General features: G+C 69.5%; 17 protein-coding genes. 11 read left to right on the plus strand and 6 right to left on the minus strand.

Translation table 11 applies throughout. The features are described 5' to 3' along the window. Positions 1 to 231 precede the first annotated feature (231 nt). Positions 232 to 1608: a glutathione-disulfide reductase gene (gene gor, locus QHF83_RS44800; protein WP_282424256.1), complete on the plus strand. Its 1377-nt coding sequence runs from the start codon at positions 232 to 234 to the stop codon at positions 1606 to 1608. Positions 1609 to 1615: 7 nt separating this feature from the next. On the opposite strand, the gene QHF83_RS44805 is transcribed toward gor, so the two are convergent. Both QHF83_RS44805 and QHF83_RS44810 read right to left on the minus strand, forming a co-directional pair. Beyond that, a complete protein-coding gene (locus QHF83_RS44805; RefSeq protein WP_282424257.1) occupies positions 1616 to 2896 on the minus strand; it encodes a serine/threonine-protein kinase in 1281 nt (426 codons plus the stop codon). 6 nt (positions 2897 to 2902) lie between these two features. After that, positions 2903 to 3796: a serine/threonine-protein kinase gene (locus QHF83_RS44810; protein ID WP_282424258.1), complete on the minus strand. Its 894-nt coding sequence runs from the start codon at positions 3794 to 3796 to the stop codon at positions 2903 to 2905. A gap of 150 nt (positions 3797 to 3946) precedes the next feature. Between QHF83_RS44810 and QHF83_RS44815 the strand changes: the two genes are divergently transcribed. From QHF83_RS44815 to QHF83_RS44830, 4 genes are read left to right on the plus strand one after another with little or no spacing between them, the layout of a single operon-like run. Next, complete coding sequence (locus QHF83_RS44815; protein ID WP_282424259.1) at positions 3947 to 4927, plus strand: tyrosine recombinase XerC; 981 nt, start codon at positions 3947 to 3949, stop codon at positions 4925 to 4927. Beyond that, positions 4924 to 7206: a sulfatase-like hydrolase/transferase gene (locus QHF83_RS44820; protein WP_282424260.1), complete on the plus strand. Its 2283-nt coding sequence runs from the start codon at positions 4924 to 4926 to the stop codon at positions 7204 to 7206. The genes QHF83_RS44815 and QHF83_RS44820 overlap by 4 nt, the downstream gene beginning before the upstream one ends. Before the next feature lie 42 nt (positions 7207 to 7248). Further along, the gene (locus tag QHF83_RS44825) at positions 7249 to 7950 is read left to right on the plus strand and encodes an HAD-IA family hydrolase (protein ID WP_282424261.1); all 702 of its coding nucleotides are present in this window, start codon (positions 7249 to 7251) and stop codon (positions 7948 to 7950) included. Positions 7951 to 7955: 5 nt separating this feature from the next. Next, positions 7956 to 8603 (plus strand): pseudouridine synthase, encoded by a 648-nt coding sequence (locus QHF83_RS44830; RefSeq protein WP_282424262.1) that lies wholly within the window; start codon positions 7956 to 7958, stop codon positions 8601 to 8603. Here the strand turns inward: QHF83_RS44830 and QHF83_RS44835 are convergent. Then, positions 8596 to 9891: a hypothetical protein gene (locus tag QHF83_RS44835; protein ID WP_282424263.1), complete on the minus strand. Its 1296-nt coding sequence runs from the start codon at positions 9889 to 9891 to the stop codon at positions 8596 to 8598. The genes QHF83_RS44830 and QHF83_RS44835 overlap by 8 nt on opposite strands. A gap of 109 nt (positions 9892 to 10000) precedes the next feature. Continuing rightward, entirely contained in the window at positions 10001 to 10684 is a 684-nt protein-coding gene (locus tag QHF83_RS44840; RefSeq protein WP_272417459.1) for an RNA polymerase sigma factor, read from the minus strand. A gap of 232 nt (positions 10685 to 10916) precedes the next feature. On the opposite strand from QHF83_RS44840, the gene QHF83_RS44845 reads away from it, so the two are divergent. Beyond that, entirely contained in the window at positions 10917 to 12254 is a 1338-nt protein-coding gene (locus QHF83_RS44845) for an ATP phosphoribosyltransferase regulatory subunit (protein WP_282424264.1), read from the plus strand. Here QHF83_RS44845 and QHF83_RS44850 read toward each other — a convergent pair. Continuing rightward, positions 12216 to 13160, minus strand: a complete 945-nt coding sequence (locus QHF83_RS44850; RefSeq protein WP_282424265.1) for a DUF6882 domain-containing protein — start codon at positions 13158 to 13160, stop codon at positions 12216 to 12218. The genes QHF83_RS44845 and QHF83_RS44850 overlap by 39 nt on opposite strands. Before the next feature lie 241 nt (positions 13161 to 13401). Here QHF83_RS44850 and QHF83_RS44855 point away from each other — a divergent pair, with 241 nt between their 5' ends. Further along, positions 13402 to 15030 (plus strand): PAS domain S-box protein, encoded by a 1629-nt coding sequence (locus tag QHF83_RS44855; protein WP_282424266.1) that lies wholly within the window; start codon positions 13402 to 13404, stop codon positions 15028 to 15030. A gap of 43 nt (positions 15031 to 15073) precedes the next feature. After that, entirely contained in the window at positions 15074 to 15955 is an 882-nt protein-coding gene (locus tag QHF83_RS44860; RefSeq protein ID WP_282424267.1) for an endonuclease/exonuclease/phosphatase family protein, read from the plus strand. Here the strand turns inward: QHF83_RS44860 and QHF83_RS44865 are convergent. Beyond that, positions 15942 to 16325 (minus strand): Smr/MutS family protein, encoded by a 384-nt coding sequence (locus QHF83_RS44865; protein WP_282424268.1) that lies wholly within the window; start codon positions 16323 to 16325, stop codon positions 15942 to 15944. The genes QHF83_RS44860 and QHF83_RS44865 overlap by 14 nt on opposite strands. Positions 16326 to 16390: 65 nt before the next feature. Here QHF83_RS44865 and QHF83_RS44870 point away from each other — a divergent pair, with 65 nt between their 5' ends. The 3 genes from QHF83_RS44870 (at position 16391) to QHF83_RS44880 (ending at position 21491) form a co-directional block, all read left to right on the plus strand. Beyond that, positions 16391 to 19576 carry a serine/threonine-protein kinase gene (locus QHF83_RS44870; protein ID WP_282424269.1) on the plus strand — a complete coding sequence of 1062 codons (3186 nt, stop codon included), beginning with the start codon at positions 16391 to 16393 and terminating at the stop codon, positions 19574 to 19576. Positions 19577 to 19775: 199 nt separating this feature from the next. Continuing rightward, positions 19776 to 20633: a hypothetical protein gene (locus tag QHF83_RS44875; protein WP_282424270.1), complete on the plus strand. Its 858-nt coding sequence runs from the start codon at positions 19776 to 19778 to the stop codon at positions 20631 to 20633. An 18-nt stretch (positions 20634 to 20651) separates the two neighbouring features. Next, a complete protein-coding gene (locus QHF83_RS44880) occupies positions 20652 to 21491 on the plus strand; it encodes a hypothetical protein (protein ID WP_282424271.1) in 840 nt (279 codons plus the stop codon). The last annotated feature ends 8 nt before the right edge of the window (positions 21492 to 21499 follow it).

Raw genomic sequence — 21499 nt, forward strand, 5'->3', positions numbered from 1 at the left:
TCGGACAAGCCGAGCTACGCCCCAAACATCATTCGACGATGGGGCTACGCTCGGACAAGCCGAGCTACGCCCCAAACATCATTCGACGATGGGGCTACGCTCGGACAAGCCGAGCTACGCCCCAAACATCATTCGACGATGGGGCTACGCTCGGACAAGCCGAGCTACGCCCCAAACCCCATCGCACACCGGCCCTTTCTCCCGCATACTTCCCGCCGAGGAGGCCCCGCGATGACCACGTTCGACTTCGATCTCTTCACCCTCGGCGCAGGCTCGGGCGGCGTGGCGGGCAGCCGCCGGTCGGCTTCGTACGGCGCGCGTGTCGCGATCTGCGAGGCGCGCCGCGTGGGCGGCACCTGCGTCCTGCGCGGCTGCGTGCCGAAGAAGCTGCTCGTGCACGGCGCGCACGTGGCCGAGGAGCTCGAAGACGCGGCTGGCTTCGGCTGGACGTTCGGCGAAGCCAAGCTCGACTGGGCGAAGCTCATCGAGGCGAAAGATCGCGAGCTCGATCGGCTGCACGGCATCTACGTGCGCATGCTGCGGGACGCGGGCGTCACGACGATCGAGGGGTTCGCGCGGATCGTGGATCCGCACACGGTCGACGTCGGCGGCAAGCGATACACGGCGCGGCACCTGCTCATCGCGACGGGCAGCCGGCCCGTGCGGCCCGACATTCCGGGCAAGGAGCTCGGCATTTCCTCGGACGAGGCGCTCGATCTGCCGTACGTGCCGCGGCGCGCGCTCGTCGTGGGCGGCGGCTACATCGGCGTCGAGTTCGCGGGGATCTGGCGCGCCGCGGGCGCGGAGGTGACGCTCGCGCTGCGCGGCGACAACGTGCTGCGCGGGTTCGATCAGGACGTGCGCGAGTCCGTGGCCGAGGGCATGCAGAAGCGCGGCATCAAGATCCTGCGCGAGACGCTTCTCCGCAGCGTGGCGAAGGAAGCCGACGGTTTGTCCGTGCGCCTGGCGGGCGGCGAGATCCTGGAGACGGACGTCGTGCTGTTCGCCACGGGTCGCGCGCCGAACACGGCGGGGCTCGGGCTCGAGGAGGTGGGCGTGGCCCTCGACGAGGTGCGCGCGGTCAAGGTCGACTCGTATTCACGGACGAGCGTGTCGAGCATCTTCGCGGTCGGGGACGTGACCGATCGGATCAACCTGACGCCGGTGGCCATCGCGGAGGCGCGGGCCGTGGCGGAGACGCTCTTCCGCGACCGCCCGACCGAGATGGACCACGAGAACGTGCCGAGCGCGGTGTTCTCGCAGCCGCCGGTGGGCGCGGTGGGCCTGCCGGAGCACGAGGCGCGGCGGCGGTACGGCAAGGTCGACGTCTACCGCGCGCGCTTCCGCCCGATGAAGCACACGCTCTCGGGGCGGGACGAGCGAACGATGATGAAGCTCGTCGTGGATCGGGCGACGCAGAAGGTGGTCGGCGCGCACATGGTCGGCGCGGACGCGCCGGAGATCATCCAGGGCGTGGCCATTGCGATCAAATGCGGCGCGACGAAGGCGCAATTCGACGCGACGGTCGGCATTCACCCGACGGCCGCGGAGGAGTTCGTCACGATGCGCGACCCGATCCCGGATCCGGGGCCGATGTCGGGCGATTGAGAGGTTTTCAGCGCGACGCGAAGAACGCCGCGGCGAGTACGGCCACGATCGCCACGACGGCGAGCGCGTAATTGATCGGGCTCGGCTTTCTCTCTCGCGCGCGCCGCGCGGAGAGGGCGGGTTCGTCACCGCGCGCCTTTTTCTTTTTCTTGCGCGCCTCCGCGCTCGGCGGAGCCTTTTCCGGCTCCTTCTCCGCGACCGCCTTCTCGCTCGGTTTTTCCGGGGGGCGCACCGAGACCGAGGGCGGCGGCGGCGTCATCTTTTTCGAACGAACGGCCGCTTCCTCGACGACCTCGCTCGAAATCGACAGCGCGTCGAGCGCCTCGATCGCCGCGGCCGCGTTCGGGAATCGCTCGTAGGGGTCCTTTTCGAGCAGCTTGCCCACGAGCGGCTCGAGCTCGGCGGGGATCTTCACGTCCGGCGCGCGCACCGAAAAACGCGGCGGCGGGGTCGTGCGGTGATGGTTGAACATCTCGACCGGATCGGTCGAGTCGAACGGGTGTTTGCCCGTCAGCATCTCGTACATCATCACGCCGAGCGCGTAGAGGTCGGCACGCTCGTCGACCGCGTCCATGCCGTGCGCCGCCTCGGGCGCGAGGTAGTTGATCGTCCCGAAGATCACGCCGACGCCCGTGAGGCGCGAGGGCGGCCGGCCCTCCTTGGGCACCGTGAGCGGGAGCTTGCCGACCGAGACCTTCGCGAAGCCGAAGTCGATGAGCTTCGCCACGAAGCCCGCTTCGAGCATCACGTTCCGCGGCTTCAAATCCCGATGCACGATGCCGAGCTCGTGCGCGGCTTGCAGCCCGAGCAGGATCTGCCGCGCGACGTGCACGACGAGGCGCGGCTTCATCGGGCCTTCGCGGATCACCTCGGCGAGGTTTTTCCCTTCGACGTACTCGAGGATCAGGAAGTACGAGCCGTCGTCGAGCTTCCCGAAGTCGGTCGCGTGGGCGATGTTCGGGTTGTCGATGTGCGCGCCGACGAGGGCCTCGCGCTCGAAGCGCGCCACGATCTCGGGGTTGTCGTCGCTCTCGGGGTGCAGGATCTTCACGGCGACGCGCTTGTGCATGAGCACGTGCTCGCCGAGGTAGACCGCGCCCATGCCGCCCATCGCGACGAGGTCGAGGATGCGGTAGCGCTCCGAGATCGTCTGGCCGATGAGATCCCGCGCGCGTTCGAGCGCTTTTTGATGGGCCTCGGCGTTCGCCTGGTCGACGTCGACCGGCTGTTCGGCCGCGGGCTCGTTGTCGATCTCGATGGACTGCGCGCTCTCTTCGGTAGGCGACATGCAGGGCTAGCCGGGTAGGCGGAAGGTTTGTCGCACCCGATCGGCGCTCGGGCCTTTGCCGTTCATCATCACGCGGATGAGGTCGTTCCACAACGTGGGGATGTACGGATGACGCTGGTTCGGATCGGCCGCGAGCGCGCGGGCCGCCCACGCGTCGATCTCGGGGGCGAGGTCAGGCCGGATCGAGGCGAGCTCGGGGCGCGGCGCGGTCGTCACGGCGAGGGAGAGATCCGCGAGGGAGTCGCCCTGGAACGGCGCTCGGCCGGCGAGCGCGCGGAAGACGACGGCGCCGAAGGAGTAGACGTCGGCGCGATGATCGAGCGGCTCGCCGCGCCACGCCTCGGGCGCGACGTACCTCGGCGAGCCATCCCGCTTGTTCTCGGCCGTGAGCGCCTCGAAGCCGAGGACCTCCGCGAGGCCGAAGTCGAGGAGCCGCACGCCGCCGCCGCGCTCGGGCGAGAGGAGGAAGAGGTTTGCGGGTTTGACGTCGCGATGGACGATGCCGAGCGCATGCGCGGTGTGGAGAGCGCGCGCGATCGGATCGAGGAGCGTGAGCAGATTGTACGAGCTCAAACGATCGCCGAAGCACTCCAGATCCTGGAGGTGCGCCTCGAAGCTCTCGCCTTCGAGCAGCTCCATGACCACGTACAAGGCGCCTTCGGGGTCGGTCTCGAGCGCGTGGACGCGCGTGACGCTCGTGCCCCAGAGCGACGCGAGGGACTGGGCTTCGCGGAGGAGCCGCGCGGGCAGCTGCGGGTCGCCTTGGCCCTGCGTGCGCAGGCGCTTCAGGGCGACCTCGGCGCCGGTTTGCAGGTCCTCGGCCCTGTACACGACGCCATGACTCCCGCGGCCGAGCTCCTCCCCGAGCTTGTAGCGGCCGTCGAGCGTCTCGCCTTCCATAGGTTCCCCGAGGAGCAATCTACCCGTTCCCTCCCACGGAAGGCATCTTTTCGCGGAACGTTCCGGTTCGGGCCGGTCGATCGATACGAGAGGCGCAGGCCGCCGTCGTCTCTTTGCCCGGGGGCGGGGGGCGATGCTACGGGAAGGGCCGTGAAGAGCGCGGTCCCGGAGAACGCCGCGAAGGGCGCGGGCCTCGAGGAGGCTGTGGCGCGGTTCGTGCGCCACCTCGGCGAGGAGCGTCGAGCGTCGCCGCATACCGTGGCTGCGTACCGTCGAGACCTTGCCCAGCTCGTCGCCCACGTGCAGGAGCGGCGCGGGCGCGTGCGCGGTCCCGGAGATCTCGACGTATTCGTGCTGCGAGGTTTCCTCGGGCAGCTCGCCCGGACGCACGCGCCGCCCTCGATCGGGAGGAAGATCGCCGCGGTACGGGCTTTCCTGCGCTGGCTCGAACGGCGCGGGGAGATCGAGAAGAACCCCGCGGCCGAGCTCGAGCTGCCCAAGGTGCGGCGGCCGCTGCCGACGTTCGTGAACGCGGACGCCGCCGCGGAGGTCGTCGAGGCGCCGGACGAGGCGACGGCGGAAGGGCAGCGGGATCGGGCGATCCTGGAGGTGCTCTACGGCTCGGGGCTCCGCGTGTCGGAGCTCGTGGGGCTCGACGTCGGCGACGTGGAGATCGAGACGGACGGAGGAAGGGCGCGCGTGCTCGGCAAGGGGCAGAAGGAGCGGATCGTGCCGTTCGGCTCGCACGCGCGCGCCGCGCTCGTGCGATGGCTCGGGCGGCGCGAGGAGCTCAGGCACCCGAAGACGGGCGCGCTCGACGAGCGGGCGCTCTTCGTGTCGAGGCTCGGCCGGCGCATCAGCGTGCGCCAAGTGCAGCACCTCGTGCATCGGTACGGTGCGCTCGGCGCGGGCCGCGCAGACCTGCACCCGCACGCGCTAAGGCACACGTTCGCCACGCACCTGCTCGACGGCGGCGCGGATCTGCGGGCGATCCAGAAGATGCTCGGGCACACGAGCCTGTCGACGACGCAGAGGTACGCGCATGTCTCGATCGATCACCTGACCCGGGTGTACGACGCGGCGCACCCGCTCGCGAAGAGAGGCGCGTCGCGCGCTCGAAACAAGGGATGAAGACGGCGCTGTACGTTCGAGCCTGGGCGAGCCGGATCGCCCGCGGGGCGATGGGCGCGTCGGTCGCGGGCCTCGCCGCCGCCGCGCTCGACGCCGCCTACGCGCGCGGCGGCGAGGAGGAGCGCATCGACGCCGGCAAGGCGGTCGCGATCTTCGTGGCCGACGCAGGCCTCGTCGCGCCGGTCGCGCTCATCGTGGGGCTCGTCGTGGCGACGTCGCTCGTGTTCCTCTTCCCCGAGGCGGCGCCGACACCCGCGTCGGCCGTCGCGTCGCTGCGCGCGCGCGCCAAGGGCCGGCCCGCGGACGTGGCCGCGTTCGTGCCGCTCGCGATCGTGGCCGCGTTCCTGTGGATGACGCTCTCCGCGCAGCTCGCGCGGGCGCTGCTCGCGCTCGACGTCGCCGCGCCGCTCGCGGGGTTCTCCATCGCGACGGGCACGCTGCTCGTGGGCCTCCTCGCGACGCTGTTCTCGCTCGCGCTCACGCCGGCGCTCCGGCAAGCCCTGGCCACGGCGAGCGAGGGCCGACCCGCGTTCGTGGATCCCGCGAAGACGGCCTTCGCCGCGATCGTGGTCGTGGGCCTGCTCCTCGGCCTCGGCGTCGCGACGGGCGGGCCGAGCGGCGAGGGCGGGCTGTTCGGGATTTATGGCGTGCTCAAGCGCCCCGAGCTCGATCTGCGCGCGGTCGGGATGCTCTCGCTCGTCGCGCTCGCCGCGGTCCTCTCGTCCGCGCTCGCCTCGCCGCGCAGGTCGTTCGTCGCGGCGCTCGTCGCGCTCGCGCCGGTCCTGCTCGCGCCGCGGACGGCCGTCTCGCTCGGGGGCGAGGGCGCGCCGGTGGCGCAGGCGATCGAGCGGGATGCGCCGCTCGGCAAGCTCTCGCTCGCGGCGATGCGCAAGCTCGCCGATCGGGATCACGACGGCGCGAGCGCGCTCTTCGGCGGCGGCGATTGCCGCGAGGGCGACGCGTCGGTCGGGCCGCTCGGCGTGGAGATCCCCGACAACGGCATCGACGAGGATTGCTCGGGCTCGGACCTCCGCGCCGAGGTCCTCGCCGCGCTCGCGCCCTCGCCCGCAGCACAGGCGCCCGCGCCGAAGAGCGCCGACGTCCCCGCCGATCTGAACGTCGTGCTCATCACGGTGGACACGCTGCGCGCGGACCTCGGCTACGCCGGTTATCCGCAGCCCGTCTCGCCGAACCTCGACAAGCTCGCCGCCGAGAGCGCGGTGTTCCTCCGGGCCTACTCGCTCGCCTCGTACACGGGCAAGAGCGTCGGCCCGATGCTGATCGGCAAGTACGGCAGCGAGACGCAGCGCAACTGGGGGCACTTCAACAAGTTCGAGGACACCGAGACCTTCCTCGCCGAGCGCCTCTCGCGCGCGGGCGTCCGCACGATGGGCGTCCACGCGCACCGCTACTTCGGCAAGTTCGGCGGCCTCGACTCCGGCTTCGACGTGGTCGATCTCTCGGCCGCGCCGCCCGAGAACGCGCCCTGGGACGTGGCGGACATGAAGTCGAGCCACACGCTCACGGACGCGGCGCTCGCGCAGCTCGCGAAGCCGGAGAACACGCAGGGACGCTTCTTCCTCTGGGTGCACTACCTCGACCCGCATGCCGACTACCTGCGCCACGACGACGTGCCGAGCTTCGGCGCGGGCCAGCGCGCGCTCTACGACGGCGAGGTCGCGTTCACGGACAAACACATCGGCCGGCTCATCGATGGCATCCGCGCGGCGCCCTGGGGCAAACGCACGGCGATCGTCGTGACGAGCGATCACGGCGAGGCCTTCGGCGAGCACAAGATGTTCCGCCACGGCTTCGAGCTCTGGGAGCCGCTCGTGCGCGTGCCGCTCCTCGTGCACGTCCCGGGCGCCAAGCCCGCGCGCATCGAGTCGCGCCGGAGCCTCATCGACCTCACGCCCACGATCCTCGACCTCTTCCACATCGAGCCGCCAAACCCCGCGGCCGAGGGCCCGGACTTCCTCTCGGGCACCTCGCTCCTCGCCGACGTGCTCTTGCCCGAGGGGCAGAAGCCGGCCGATCGTGACGTCGTCATCGACATGCCGGCCGGCCCCTACAACGACGCGCGCCGCGCGCTCATCCACGGCGACCTCAAGCTGATCGTCTCGAACAACGCCGGCTACGAGCTCTACGACCTCGGCCAGGATCCCGAGGAACGGAAGGACCTCTGGCGTTCGCCCGACACGCGTCGGGGCATGGAGGAGCGATACGCGGCCGTACGCGCGCGCCTCCGGGAGATCCGCGTGACCGGCCCGCGGAAGTAAAACCCTCCTGCCCCTTCCAGACCCGGCCGGCGATCGCCTAGGATGAGCCCCGTGCTTCCCCCCACAGCGGTCGTGTTCGATCTCGACGGGACGCTGCTCGACAGCCGCGGCGATATCGTGGCCGCGCTCAACCACGCGCTCCTCACGACGGGGCGCAGCCCGCAGCCGGCGCAGGTGATCGTGCGCCTCGTCGGCGACGGCTCGCGCGCGCTCTGCGCGAGGGCGGCGAAGATCCCGGAGGACGCGCCGGAGGTCGACGAGCTCGTCCGCCTCTTCCTCGACTACTACAAGCAGCACCCGCTCGATTTCACGCGCTGGGCGAAGGGCGCGCTGGAGGCGATCGAGGCGCTCGCGTCGATGGAGAACATGGCCCTCGGCATCTGCACGAACAAGCATCGCTCGGCGACCGACGTGGTGCTGCGGGCGCTCGGGATCGAGGATCGGTTCGGGGCGATCGTGGCGGGCGGCGACACGAAGGAGCGCAAGCCCGACGCGGCGCCGCTCTTGCTCGCGGCCAAGCAGCTCGGCGCGATGCCGGCGGCGGTGGTGATGGTCGGCGACGGCCCGCAGGACATCCTTTGTGCACGAAACGCCGGGACTTGGGCCGTGGGCGTCGAGTCCGGCTTCTCCACGGTCGAGACGCTCGTGCAGGCGGGGCCGGACGTGACCGTGCGCGATCTGTCGATGCTGCCCGGCATCGTGCAGCGCTGGCGCGAGCCGACGACGAAGATCAAGCTGCGTTAGGCGCGTTGCTCTCGATCCTCCACCACGACGAACGATTCGTCGTCGTCGACAAACCTTCCGGCCTCGCGGTCCACCCCGGCTGGTCCGACGACGAGCGGACCGCGATGCACGAGGTCCGCGATTCGATCGGCCAGAAGGTGTTTCCGGTGCACCGCCTCGACCGCGCCACGAGCGGCGTGCTCGTCTTCGCGCTCGATTCCGAGAGCGCCCGCGCCTTTTGCGAGATGTTCGAGGCGGGCCGGGTCGAAAAGCATTACCTCGCGCTCGTCCGCGGCGTCACGCCCGAGGCCGGCACGATCGACCACCCGATCCCCCGCCGCGAGGGCGGCCCGCGCGTGCCCGCCTCGACGTCGTTCCGTCGCGTTTGGCGGGGCGAACACCTCTCGCTCGTCGACGCGGAGCCGCATTCCGGCCGGCTCCATCAGATCCGCCGGCACATGAAGCACATCAGCCATCCGCTGATCGGCGACGCGAATTATGGCAAGGGCGCGCTGAACCGCGATTATCGGGATCGCTTCGGCCTCGCGCGGCTCGCGCTGCACGCGCGCTCGCTCGGCTTCGTGCATCCGTGGGAGGGGCAGCCGATCACGTTCGAGGCGGCGCTGCCGGAGGACCTCCGGGCGCCGTTCGAGCGGATCGGCGTGGTCATTTGATGATCGACTGACAGCCGAAGAAGACCTCGATCTTCCCCGTCTTGTCCTCGCCGACCAGGGCCTGGGCCTGGTCGCACGAGGTCTCGCAGAGGATGACCTTCTTCGGCGCCGCGGGGTCGTCGTAATACCAGCCGCCGCCGCCGCTGCAGGCCGCCGCGCCGGCCACGCGCGGCAGGTACGTCGGCGCGCCGCCGTTCGAGAGGGCCACGTTCACGAGCTCCGGATCGAGGTCCTCGCCCGAGGGCGGCTTCGGGATCGCGAGCTCGCACGAGAGCTTCGCCGTCTGGTCCACCGCCTGCGCGACCGCGTCGAAGAACGGCTGCCACGCGGCGCTGCCGTCGCAGAGCTTCGCCCGGACGCCGCCCGTCTTGTTCACGAGCGTCGTGTACGTCGGGCCCGAGCTCGGCGGCTCGGTGCCGTCCGCGTACTGGCAGACCGTGTTGGGGTTCGAGAGCGAATCCCAGCCGTAGATGCCGCTGAACACGTAATCGGTGAAGAGCCCGTTCCACGTCGGGTTCAGGATCCCCGGCGGCAAGGTCAGCGTGTTCGCCGGGTTCTTCCCGCCCTGGAAATTCTCGAAATTGTTCGCCGAGAGCCGGGAGTTGTCGTCCGACACGATGACGATCGTCTTCGTCGCCTGGGGCCGGAGCTCCTGCTTCCACGGCTCGCCGCCCCTCTCGTCGCCGAGCTTGTAGCCGTCCGTTTGTCCGAGCGTACCGAGGAACTGCTCGAGCGGCTGGACGCTGCGGATGTCCACGCTCGAATGGAAGAACCGCGCGCCATTGCCGCAATTGTCGTCGCCCGCGAGCGGCGCCGGAATGCAGATCGGATACCGCGTGCTGCCGCTGACCTGCACCGGGCTCGTCTTGTTCCGGAGCGAGAGCATGATGACCTTGTAATCCAGGTTCTTCGCCGCGATCAGCGCGGCGAACGCATTCAGGCCCTTTTTGATCTCGGTGATCGCGGGCTGCATGCTCGACGAATTGTCGACGACCCAGATGATGTCGACGGGGAGTTTTTCGACCGTCGCCTCGGACGCCGTCGAGGCGCACGCGGCGTCGTCCGAGAGGGGCGGAGCGTCCGTGCCCGTCCCCCCATCGTCCTGGAAAAGTCCGCCGCCGACGCCCCCCGAGCCGCCCGCGCCCGCTCCCTCACCGGCTCCCCCGGTCGCCCCGGCTCCGCCATCTCCCGAAGGATCCGGGGCGCCGCCTCCGTTCGAGGTGGCACACGCAATGAACACAGTGGCGAGGGTCGAGGCGAAGAGCGAAAGCAAGACGCAAGGGCGCATGGTCGGACCTTACCACCGTTTTCCACGCCGAACAGGGTCCGTCGATGGCAAATCGGTGTCACCCTGGCGTTGCGTACGGGAGGCCGCACGGGGTTGGGTGGGTAGAGCGTCACCCAGCCGTCGGCCCCCGGCGCTCGACCGGGCCGAATCCCGCTTGCAGCTCGCGGCCATAAGGTGTCGCGTTCAGAATGGCGCGCAGGCGCAGGCGCGCGCGGTGCAGCCGCGAACGGACGGCGCTCTCGCTCACCATGAGCTTCTGGGCGATTTCCTGGAGCCCGAGGTCCTCGTGGTAATGCGCCATCACCACGTCCCGATAGTCGTTCGGCAGCTCGCCCAGGGCGAGCCGGACGAACCGCTCGCGCTCGGCCACGCTCGCCGCGTCGTCTTCGAGCGCCGGGGCGCGCATCGTGGGCAGAACGCTGAGGTCCTCGAGGTCGAGGCCGCCGACGAACCGCGCCCGCTGACGCCTCTGGGAGCGCATCAGCATCAGAGCTTCGTTCGCCGTGACCCGGAAGAGCCACGTGGTGAAGCTCGAATCGCCGCGGAAAGAGCGAATTCGTCGGATGACCTGGAGGAGCGTCGATTGAACGAGGTCGAGCCTGTCTTCGTCAGAGACGGGATACCGGGCGAGCTGCCGCTCCACATGCGGCCGGATGGCACGCGTGAGCGCGTCGAGCGCCACGGTGTCGCCATTCTTGACGCGCTCGATGAGCTCGCTGAGCCGGGCCTCGGCCCCGGCAGGCGCGGGCGGTGCCGCGGAGGTACGCGTCGTCGTGACGGCCTGGACGGCCATGAGAGCCTCCATCGCCAGCGCATTCCCGGCACTTCGTGGGCGCGCCTGGCAGGTGGTCGGGGTTAGCAAGTCATTTGCCAGGCATGGCAGGTCGGGATCCGCGCGAATGGCTGGCGCCGCTGGCACGTCGGGGCGTGAGGGATGTGCCTCCGCGCCTCGCGGATCGTGTGGGCCATCGCAGCGAGGGCACAAACGATGCGCACGGATTGCCCAGCCGCGGTATAAGCCCCGCGTGGACCGTGCTGGCTCTCCGCCCAAGGCGCTGTCGCATCCGTTGCCCGCCGGGATGCGTGATCTCTTACCGGAGGAGACGAGAAGAAGGCGCGCGCTCGCCCGAGCAATCCTCGACCATTTCGCTCTGCACGGATACGACCTGGTCACGCCGCCGGCGTTCGAGCTGGCCGAGGTGCTGGAAAAGGGCCTCGGCGCCCTCGACCCCGGCGACGTTCTGCGCTTCGTGGAGCCGGAGTCGGGGGAGGTGTGCGCGCTCCGTCCGGACATGACGCCGCAGATCGCGCGGATGGTGGCCACGCGCCTCGCCGCCGAGCCCGTGCCGATCCGGCTCTGCTACGAGGGGACGATCGTCCGTCGCCGCCAAGGTCGCGCCAAGAAGCACCGGCAAATCCCGCAGGCCGGCGTGGAGCTCTACGGCGCGCCGTCGCCGGAGGGGGACCTCGAAGCGCTGCGGCTCCTCGCCTCGGTGACGCGCGTGGTGGGCCTCGAATCGTTCGTGATCGACCTCGGCCACGCGCTCATCGCGCGCGCCCTGGTCGACGCGGTGCCGTCGCCGCTCGACGTGGAGGTGACGGACGCGCTGGCGCAGAAGGACGCCGCGCGGCTCCGGGCGCTCTTCGCGGGCCGGGAGGCTTCAGGGGTGCCGGCGCGCGTGGCGGATGCGCTCGTGGCGCTGCCAGAGCTCGCGGGCGGGGCAGAAGATCGGCCGGGCGAGGAGATCCTCTCCCGCGCCGAAAAACTGTTCGCGGGGACCGGGGCGGAAGGGCCGCTCGGCGAGCTTCGCGCGCTCTGGGAGACGGCGCGCGGGACGGGGGAGGGCGGGCTCGGAGACGTCTTGCGGCTCGATCTCGGCGAGGTGCGAGGCTTCGCGTACTACACGGGGCCGATCTTCCACGTGCTCGCGCCGGGGCCGGGCGAGCCCGTGGGCGCGGGGGGTCGATACGACGATTTGCTCGGGCGTTTTGGTTTGCCCCTGCAGGCCGTGGGGTTTGGCCTTCACCTCGACGCGATCGCGCGGGCGCGGGAGGCCGCGGGCGTGCGGGAGGAGCGGCCGATCCGGGTGCTCGTGTCCGCGGATCCGCCGGGAGAGGCGCTGGCATCGTCGCTGCGGGCGCGGGGCGTCGCGACGGCGTTTCGCGCGCCGGGGGCGGATGCCTTGCGATATGCGGCGGCGCACCGGTTCTCGCACGTCGTGACCGGGGGGAACAACGGCTCCGTACGAATCATCCGGACGGACAAACCCGAGGCCGCGGTGGAGATCGCGGCGGGCGCGGGGGTCGACGTGATCGTGCGGGCCCTAGGCGAACAGACGCCACTCGTCGACGAGCAGCCCTAGCGCCTCGTCGAGGCTGCCTGCGAGGTCCGGCGCCAGCCATTCCGACGACGTGGCGCCCTTCGCGACCGACTCGAACGACGGCACCGGCACCTTGCCCGCGAGCTTCTCCAGCCGTTTTCCCGTCCGCGCGAGGCGCGAGACCCAGTCCGTGCTGCGGTAGGCGTATTCGGCCTCGTGCAGGAGCGCGCTGCCCACGCGCGCGAGGCGCTCGCGCACCACCACGGCGGGCTCGGCGCCCGAGCGGATCGCCTTGCGGCTTGCTTCGAGCTCCAGGAGAACGAGCCCCGCGGGCGAACCGGGCGTGAACGATGGGCTGATCGGCTGGAACGAGAGCTCCGTGAGCGCGAGGAAGTACCACGAGTGCGGCGCGGCCACGCGGTAGAGCCAGTCGGCGCCCGAGGCCTCGGCCGCGGCGATCGCCACGCCCCAGGCCTCCTCCTCGTCGACGTCGTCCCGCTCCGTGGGCAGCCGCTCGATCGCACGCACCGAGGCCGCGCGCAGGAGCGGATCGGCCCAGGCCATGGTCAGCGAGGACGTCGTGGGCGCGTAGCTGCAGAGCGCGCGGGCGCGGGCCTCGGCCGAGACGCGTCCGCGCGGGTCGAGCCACACGAAACGTCCGTCCTTCAGGTCCACGCGATACTCGTGGTCCTCGGCGCCGTGCGCGGCGAGCTCGCGGAGCAGCGCGGCCCCGCGCTCGGCCCACTTCTTGACGAGCGACGCGTCCGCGGCAGGCGGAGGCTCGGTGCGTGCGGACCGGACCTCGGGCACCTCGGGCACGTTCGGCGCGAGGGCGGGCTTGTCCCCGGGCCTTTTCGCGGCGGCCTTCGAGGTCGTCTTCCGTCCGACCTTCGTGGCCTTTGCGGCGGCCTTTTTCGTGGGCTTCGATCCTGCGCGCGCCTTGCTCATCGTGCCTCGAAGGCAGCGCGGATCTTGCCGCGCTCTGCCACCATTTTCAACGAATCCCCCCGTTTGTCACGCTCTTGTTTTTTGCTCTCCCGGCGGACGCCCCGGTCGAGGTGGCCCAGCACGCTCTCGACGTGTCACGCCCCCGGCGGAAACCTGCTCGATCCCGCATCGGCCGTGGTCTTCCGGGATCCCAGTTGCGTTGCGCACGTCCCTTGCGCGATCCTGCGAATACGATAGGCCCATGGTCACCTCTACAATCGCCCCCGCCCCACCGCTGCCGTTCGATGCGCCTACTTTTTTCGCGCAGTCGAAGGATGTCTGCGTGGTCTACGACGCGGCGCGGCGGTTCGTCTATGCGAACCCGGCGGCGACCGCGCTCTTCGCGTTCGAGCCGGAGGCGCTCGCGGGCAAGTCGCCGCGGGATCTTTATGGGGACCGGGCTTCGAGCATCGAGCAGTGCGTGGAGCGCGCGTTTTCGAGCGGCGAGGTCGTGCAGCTGGTGCACAAGATTCGCGGCGGATCGGGGCAGGTCGTCTACCTCGACACGAGCTACACGCCGATGCGCGGCGCGGACGGCGGCGTTTCGTTCGTCGTGTCGATCGGCCGCGACATGACCGACACCTCGGCGCGCTGGCGCGAGCTCGAGGACACCGTGGCCCGAAGGACGCGGGATCTCACGGCCATGGAGTCGCGCTTCGACGTGCTGCTCCGGAACCTCCAGATCGGCCTCGTCATCCGCGGGCCGCGGGGGGAGATGCGCTTCGTGAACCGCCGCGCGCTCGAGCTGCTCGGCCTGACCGAGGCGCAGATGCTCGGCCGCGCCCCGAACGATCCGGGCTGGGCGATGCTCGACGAGGACGGCAAACCCCTGCCCCCCGACCAGGCCCCCATGGCGCGCGCCCTCGGGAAGGGCGAGTCGCTCGCGGCCATGACCATCGGCGTGGATCGGCCGAAGACCGGTGATCGCGTGTGGATCCTGGTCAACGTGATGGTGCAGCGGGGCGGGGACGGCGCGATCGAGCAGTACGTGGCGACGCTCAGCGACGTCACCGAGGCCCAGAATGCCACGCGCGCGCTCGCCGAGCGCGAGGAGACGTTCCGCCTCCTCGCCGAGACGATCACCGACGTCTTCTGGATGACGAACGTGGACGGACACGCGCTCGTATACGTGAGCCCTGCGTACGAGACCGTGTGGGGCCGGCCGCGGTCGGAGGTGTACGAGCAGCGCGTCCATTTCCTCGAAGCGGTTCACCCCGACGATCGTCCGAGCGTTTTCGAGGCGCTGTCGCTGCAGGAGCGGGGCGAATACGATATCGAATATCGGATCGAGCGGCCGGACGGGACGATCCGCTGGGTGCGCGATCGGGCATTTCCGGTGAAGGATGCGTCGGGGAAGGTCGTGCGGCTCGTGGGGCTCGCGACGGACATCACCGAGCAGCGGGCGACGTCGGAGCTCATCCGGCGGCAGGCGGACGCGCTGCGGGAGCTGTCGACGCCGCTCGTGCCGATCGGACACGGCGTGCTCGCGATGCCGATCGTAGGCGTGCTCGATTCGGCGCGGGCGCGGCAGGTGCTCGAGACGCTCCTCGAAGGGATCGTTTCGCACGCGGCGGAGGTCGTGATCCTCGACGTGACGGGCGTGGGCGTCGTGGACGCGCAGGTGGCGAGCGCGCTCGTCTCGGCGACGCAGGCGGCGCGGCTGCTCGGCGCGGAGGTGCTGCTCACGGGCCTGCGGCCGGACGTCGCGCACACGATCGTCGGGCTCGGGCTCGATCTCGGTACGATCGTGACGCGCTCGACGCTGGAGATGGGCATCCGCTGGGCGCTCTCCGAGCGAAAGCGCGGGAAAAACGCTCCTCGCAGGAAATGAAGAGGCGGCCGGGGCTCGCGTGTTGCATTAGAATGCTTCCTCGATGAAGGACCAAGGGCCCCTGTCCGTTCGGCTCGCGACCTGGAACTGCTTCGGCGCGCCGCAGAGCCTCGAAGATTTCCTGGAGGGCCGGCCTTTTTGGCCCGAGCGCCTCGGCGCGCCGGCGGTGACCGAGGCGCTTTCGCGCTTCGACATCGTGTGCATCCAGGAGAACTTCGTGGGCGGGGTGCACGAGCGGCTCGATGCGCTGCGGGCGGCGGGAGGTTTTTCCGAGCTCTGGCACGATCCGCCGGGGCCCTGCGCGGTGACGAAGACGCTCGTCGGTGCGGGGCTCGTGATCCTGTCGCGATTCCCCGTGAAGGCGCGTTTTTTGCGATTGCCGCGCGGCGTGGGGGCGGACGGATTCGCGCGGAAGGGCGCCGCGCTCGCGGAGGTGCGTTTGCCCGGCGGGCGCGAGCTTTTCCTGGTGAACACGCATTTGCAGGCGGACGACGGGCGCGTGTCGCCGGAGGAATGTCTCGCGGTGCGAAAGGCGCAGGTCGAGGCGCTCTGCGACGCGCTGCGGGAGCCGCTCTCGAGCGGCGTGCCCACGGTGCTTTGCGGGGATCTGAACGTGCCTTGTGGAACCCGCGAATACGAGAGTTTGTCGCTTCGGCTCGGCGAGAGCTTGACGGATCACACGGCGCGCGCGGGCCTCTTGACGTACGATACGGAGCAGAACGACGTGGCGCGGGCGTTTCACGAGGGCGGCCCGGAGCGGGCGCTCATCGATTACGTGTGGACGTCGCCGCGGGCCGCGCCGGCGCAGATCGCAATGGAGCTCGTCGCGCCGCTCGGTGAGCTCTCGGGTTGTCCTCCGCGGTACGAGGGCCGGGCGTTCGCCTCGGACCATTTCGGCGTGGGTGTGACGATCAAGCTCGATTGATTTTCAGCCGCGCGATCGTCGCGCCCCAGCCGCCGCGCGTGGCCGGGGCGTCGCGAAACGATTCGACGAGCGGGTGACGCGCCAGGAGCGATTGCACGACACGCCGCTGGACGCCCTTGCCGCGGCCGTGAATGAGCCGCACCTCGGGAAAACCTCGCGCGTGGGCCTCGAGGAGGTATTCCTCCACGACGGAGGGGATGTCGCGGGGCGCAAAGCCGTGCAGGTCGATCGCGTCCTCGATCGGGAGCACGGCGATTGCGTCGGGGTCGGGCAATGGCTCGTCGTCCTCGGGCTCCTCGGGCGAGGGCGGCTCTTTCGGTTTCGCAGGGGACAAGAGGCGCGCGAGGTGGTCGAGGAGGGCGCGGAGCATGGCCAGGGGAGAGGGTATCACGTGGGCCTGTCGTGGCCGCCTTCGCGCGTGTATCTTCCCGGGGCATGTCGGCGGAGGACGGAGGACAGGCGGAGATCGGGCACGCGTCGACGGTGCCGCTCGTCCTGCCGGGGCCGCCGGCCGAGCGGCGGGGCGTGCCGCCGTCGCTCTCGGAGCGATACCAGGACATCACGTTCGTCGGCGAAGGCGGGATGGGCACGGTCTACCGCGCCATGGATCCACGCCTCGGCCGGGCCGTGGCGCTGAAGCTCTTGAAGGGCGACGATCCGGAGCTCTGGCGACGATTTTTGGGCGAGGCGCGGGCGCAGGCGCGCATTCAGCACGAGCACGTCTGCCGCGTGTACGAGGCCGGGCAGGCGGACGGCGAGCCGTACATCGCGATGCAATTCATCGACGGCGAGCCGCTGTCGCGCTGGAAGGATCGGCTGACCTTGGAGCAGCGGGTCAAGCTGATGTGCGAGATCGCGACGGCGGTGCACGAGGCGCACCGGCTCGGGATCATTCACCGGGACATCAAGCCGGGGAACATCCTGGTGGAGAAGCGCGAGGACGGCTCGCTCAAGCCGTACATCATGGATTTCGGATTGGCGCGGGAGGTCTCGGACCGCGGACAAACCCGCACGGGCGCGGTGGTCGGCACGCCGGCGTACATGCCGCCGGAGCAGGCGAAAGGGGACGTGCGGGCGATGGATCGTCGCTCGGACGTGTTTTCGCTGGGGGCGACGCTCTACGACATGATCGTGGGGCATCCGCCGTTCGTCGCGGAGCACCCGTGGAAGCTCTTGATGATGGTAGCGTACGAGGACGCGCCGACGATCGGGAGGGTGCAGAAGGGGGTGCCTTCGGAGCTCGCGACGATCGTGATGAAATGCCTCGAGCGGGATCCGGCGCGGCGATACGATTCGGCGCGGGCGCTCGCGGAGGATTTGCAGCGGTTCCTCGACGGCGAGCCGATCCAGGCGAAGCGGGCCTCGATCGGATACTTGTTCTGGAAGAGGGCGCGCAAGCACAAGCTGGTCGCGTCGCTGTTGACGCTCGGCGTCGCGTCGTCGCTGGGGTTCGGCGGCGTGTGGGTGCGGGCCCAGCGAGAAGCGGCGGAGCAGGCGGAGCTCGCGCGGGAGCTCGGCGAGGGCGTGAAGGAAATGGAGCTGTTCCTGCGGGCGGCGTACGCGTATCCGCTGCACGACGTGGAGCGGGAAAGGGACGTGGTGCGCGCGCGGCTGGCGGAGATCGAGCAGCGAATGGCGGCCGCGGGGAAGGTGGGGGAGGGGCCGGGGCATTACGCGATCGGGCGCGGGTATCTCGCGCTCGGGGATCCGGAGGGGGCGCGGGAGCATCTGGAGAAGGCGATCGCGGCGGGGTATTCGTCGCCGGATTTGCGATATGCGCTCGGGCGGGCGATTGGCGAGCTGTATCAGCAGGCGCTCGCCGAGACGCGGCGGATCACGAACGAGGAGGAGCGGCAGAAGAAGGTCGCGGAGCTTTCGAGGGATCTCCGGGATCCGGCGCTCGGTCATTTGCGGGCGGCGATGGGGGCGCGGATCGAGGTGCCGGCGTACGCGGAGGGGCTCATCGCGCTGTACGAGGGGAAAAACGAGGAGGCCGCGGCGAAGGCGCGGGAGGCATTCGAGAAGGCGCCCTGGATGCACGAGGCGAAGAAGCTCGAAGGGGACGCGCTCTTCGCGGAGGGGAGCAAGTACCGGCACGACGCGGCGTTCGATTACGAGAAGATGAAATCGTATTTCGAGCCGGCGGCGCGGGCGTATGCGGCCGCGTCGAACATGGGGCGGAGCGATCCGGAGGTGCACCGGGCGGAGTGTGAGCTGTGGGGGAAGATGGGGTATGCGGAGCTCGTGCGGAGCGCGCCTGCTTCGGAGGCGCTCGGAATCGCCGAAGAGGCTTGCCATCGCGCCGTGCAGGCGAGCTCCAGGGATGGGAAGGCGCTCGTGCAACGGGGGCTCGTCCTTTCCGCGCGCAGCAATGCGCTCGTCGCGAGTGGTGCGCGGGAGGGAACGCTCGACGTGATCCAATCAGCCATTCACGCCGCCGAAGAGGCCGCGCTCGTGCGTCCCGCGGACGTGATGGCCCAGTATGCCGTGGCCACGGCCTTGCACGAGCAAGCGAAGTTTCTCGTGGCAGGCGGCAAGGAGGCCGCGATCGAGGAGCTCGTCGAGGCGTACGAGCGCGTCCTCTCGCTCGATCCGCTCTTCACCTGGGCATACAACGAGCTCGGACAGGTCTACGCCCTCGCGTCGGACATGGCGCGGCAGCGCGGGCAAGTCGCGAGAGACGCATTGGAGAACGCGCGGCGGCAGTTCGAGCACGCGCTCTCGCTGGACCCAGCATTCTCGATTCCCGCATTCTGGATGGTCGAGGTGCTCGTGCTCTTGCTGGAGCACGACCTGGAGCACGGGACGATCGCGGACGAGCCCGTGAAGGCTCTGCAGGAAGCCCTGGCCCGTCTCGAAGGACGGAGGAACACCGATCCGTGGCGCACGGTCTACTGGCAGGCGCGCGCGAATCGAATGCTCGCGACATACGAGGCCGCGCTGGGGCGTGATCCGCAGGTATATGCGGCGGCCGCCGTGTCGGCAATCCATACGTTTGCCGGCGCGTCGCCCCGGGATCCGTTTCTCCTCGTGGAAATCGCGCGTTGTCGCCTCCTCGACGCGAGGCAGGCCCTGCGCCGGGGGACGGACCCCGAGGCGCTGCTCGACGCCTCGCGGCAGGCCGTGCGCGAGGCGGACTCGATTCGTGGCCGCAGCACCCTCGCGAGTCGTATTCTCGCCGGGCGCATCGAGTACACGGCCCTCCGCGCGGCGTTGCAATTCGGAAGGGCGAAGTCATCGTCCTTCGACGATGCCTTCGGGCTCATGGAGCCGGTGCTCCGAACATCGCAGGACCATGCGGCCGTCTACGAGATCATGGCCGAGCTTCATGCATTGCGTGCGGCCTTCCTGGCCGAAGCCGGCCGCGATGTCGAGGTCGACGTCGCGGCGGGGCTCCAGATGGCGGAGAAGGTGCTCGTAAAGAACCCGCATCTCGGGACGGCGCATGCGTCGATGGGCCAGCTCTACCTCGTGCGGGCGCGCGCGGCGACCGTGAGAAACAGGCGCGTCGAGGCGGCCCGCCGGGCGAAGGACGCCTTCGAGGCCGCGGTCCGCGAGAACGCCCTGCTCGAACGGAAGCACGAGGACGAAATGCGGGAGGCCGACGCGCTTCTGCAGTGAACGTCCGCTGAGCTGCTACACATCGAAGACACCCCGCCCCAGCCCGCGCTGCAGGCTCCGGCCATCACCAGCTGCAGGGGCCCTCCCGCAGGCGTTGCCGTCGGGAGCCCCGAGGCCCCACGAAACACCGAGGAAATGAGCCTCGGCCGCGTGGCACGGGGTGTGCAATCCCATGGCTCATACACCGTCGAGGACTCCCATGCTGAAGTCGCGTTTCCTTTCCTTGTTCGTGGTTGCCGCAAGCGTCGTCGCCTCGGGTTGTGGCGCGCCCGAGATGGAGAACCCGTTCGGAGCCGACCATTTCGACGTCTCCCTGGAGACGCAAGACGACGGCGATCCGGAGGACAGGCCGCCGGGCAGCAGCAACCTGTTCAACCCCGGTTGCTTCTGGAATCCCGACATCCAGGCGGCGTACAGGCTCCTCGCGCAGAAGCCGCTTTACGTGGATTCGGAGGGCCATATCTCCGATACCATCTCGTACCTGGACCAGGTCACGACCACGTGCAGGAATCAGGCCCTCAAGTATCTCGCTCGGTGCGCACTGCCCGAGGGCTCCTCGATGACGGATCCGGATACGAACGTCACGTACAACGGCTGGCTCGGCCTCGCGGATCAGTGGAAGACGCAGGTGCTGAGCAGCGACAACCAATGGTGGGTCACCTCTTGCCTGCTCGAGCACCTCAATGGGTACGGGATCGAGGTCCCCCTTCTGCTCCAGGGTGCCCGCTCCGAGCTCAAGCCGACCTCGGCGCAGATCGCGGAGTTCCAGGTGCCCGAGTCGCGCACGTGGGGGAACCTGTTCGCGCCGAATTTCGTCGCCAACGTATGTTATTTCACGAATATGGGGACTTCTTGTCTCGTGAACCAACTTTTCGACGAGCGTATCTGCGACACGAGCCCGCATTGCAATCTCAACATCGTGGGGAACTGCAACACGGCGTGCTTCTACAACCCGATCGGCGGCTTCCTGCAATGCGGTTCGTCGGGGAACAAGCACATCAGCGCGCGCGTGAAAGATTATGACTGGTACGGCTACGATTGCGTAATCCCGGAGTGAGCCATGAGGAGGTCTCCCATGTTTGCATTTGCAGAACGTTCCTTGACCGGTCTTGCCATCTTGACGTTCGTCGGTGCCTCCGGCTGTGCCGGAGCCGAGGCCGAGAACCCGTTCGGCGCCGACGATTTCGCCGTTTACCTGGAGACGCAGGAACCCGGCGACCCCGACCCCAGGCCGCCGGGCAGCAACAACGGCTTCAGCGTCGATTGTTTCTGGCACCCCAGCGTCCAGTCGGCGTACAGGGACCTCTCGCAGCAGGCGCTCCACAATGACGCGGAGGGCAACCTCCCCGAAGACGGCGTCGCGGATCTGTCCGCGGTCTCGAGCGCGTGCAGGGGCCAGGCCCTCAAATACCTCGCGGTGTGCGCATTGCCCGAGGGCACCTCGATGACGGATCCCGATACGGGCATCACGTACGCTGGTTGGCTCGGGCTCGCGAACCAGTGGCGGACGAGCTCTCTCAGCAGCAACAATCAATGGTGGGTCACGTCTTGCCTGCTGGCTCACCTCAATGGATACGGCATCGTGATGCCCATCCTCCTTCAGGGAGACCGCGCGGAGCTCCAGCCGACCTCGGCGCAGATCGAGGCGTTCCCGGTGTCGGAGTCGCGCGCATGGGGGAACCTGTTCGCGCCGAATTTCGTCGCCAACGTCTGTTACTTCTCGGACGTGGCGGACACTTGCGATGCGGAGCAATTGCTCGACGAGCGCATCTGCGGCACGAACCCCTCTTGCAATCTCAACGTCGTGGGGAACTGCGACTCCGCGTGCTCCCACGACCCCCTGGGCGGCGTCTTGCAATGTGGTTCGTCGGGGAGCAAGCACATCACCAGGCGCGAGGAGGGGTACGACTTGTAGGGCTCCGA

The organism is Polyangium sp. 15x6 (genome assembly GCF_029960785.1).
Lineage (GTDB): Bacteria > Myxococcota_A > Polyangia > Polyangiales > Polyangiaceae > Polyangium.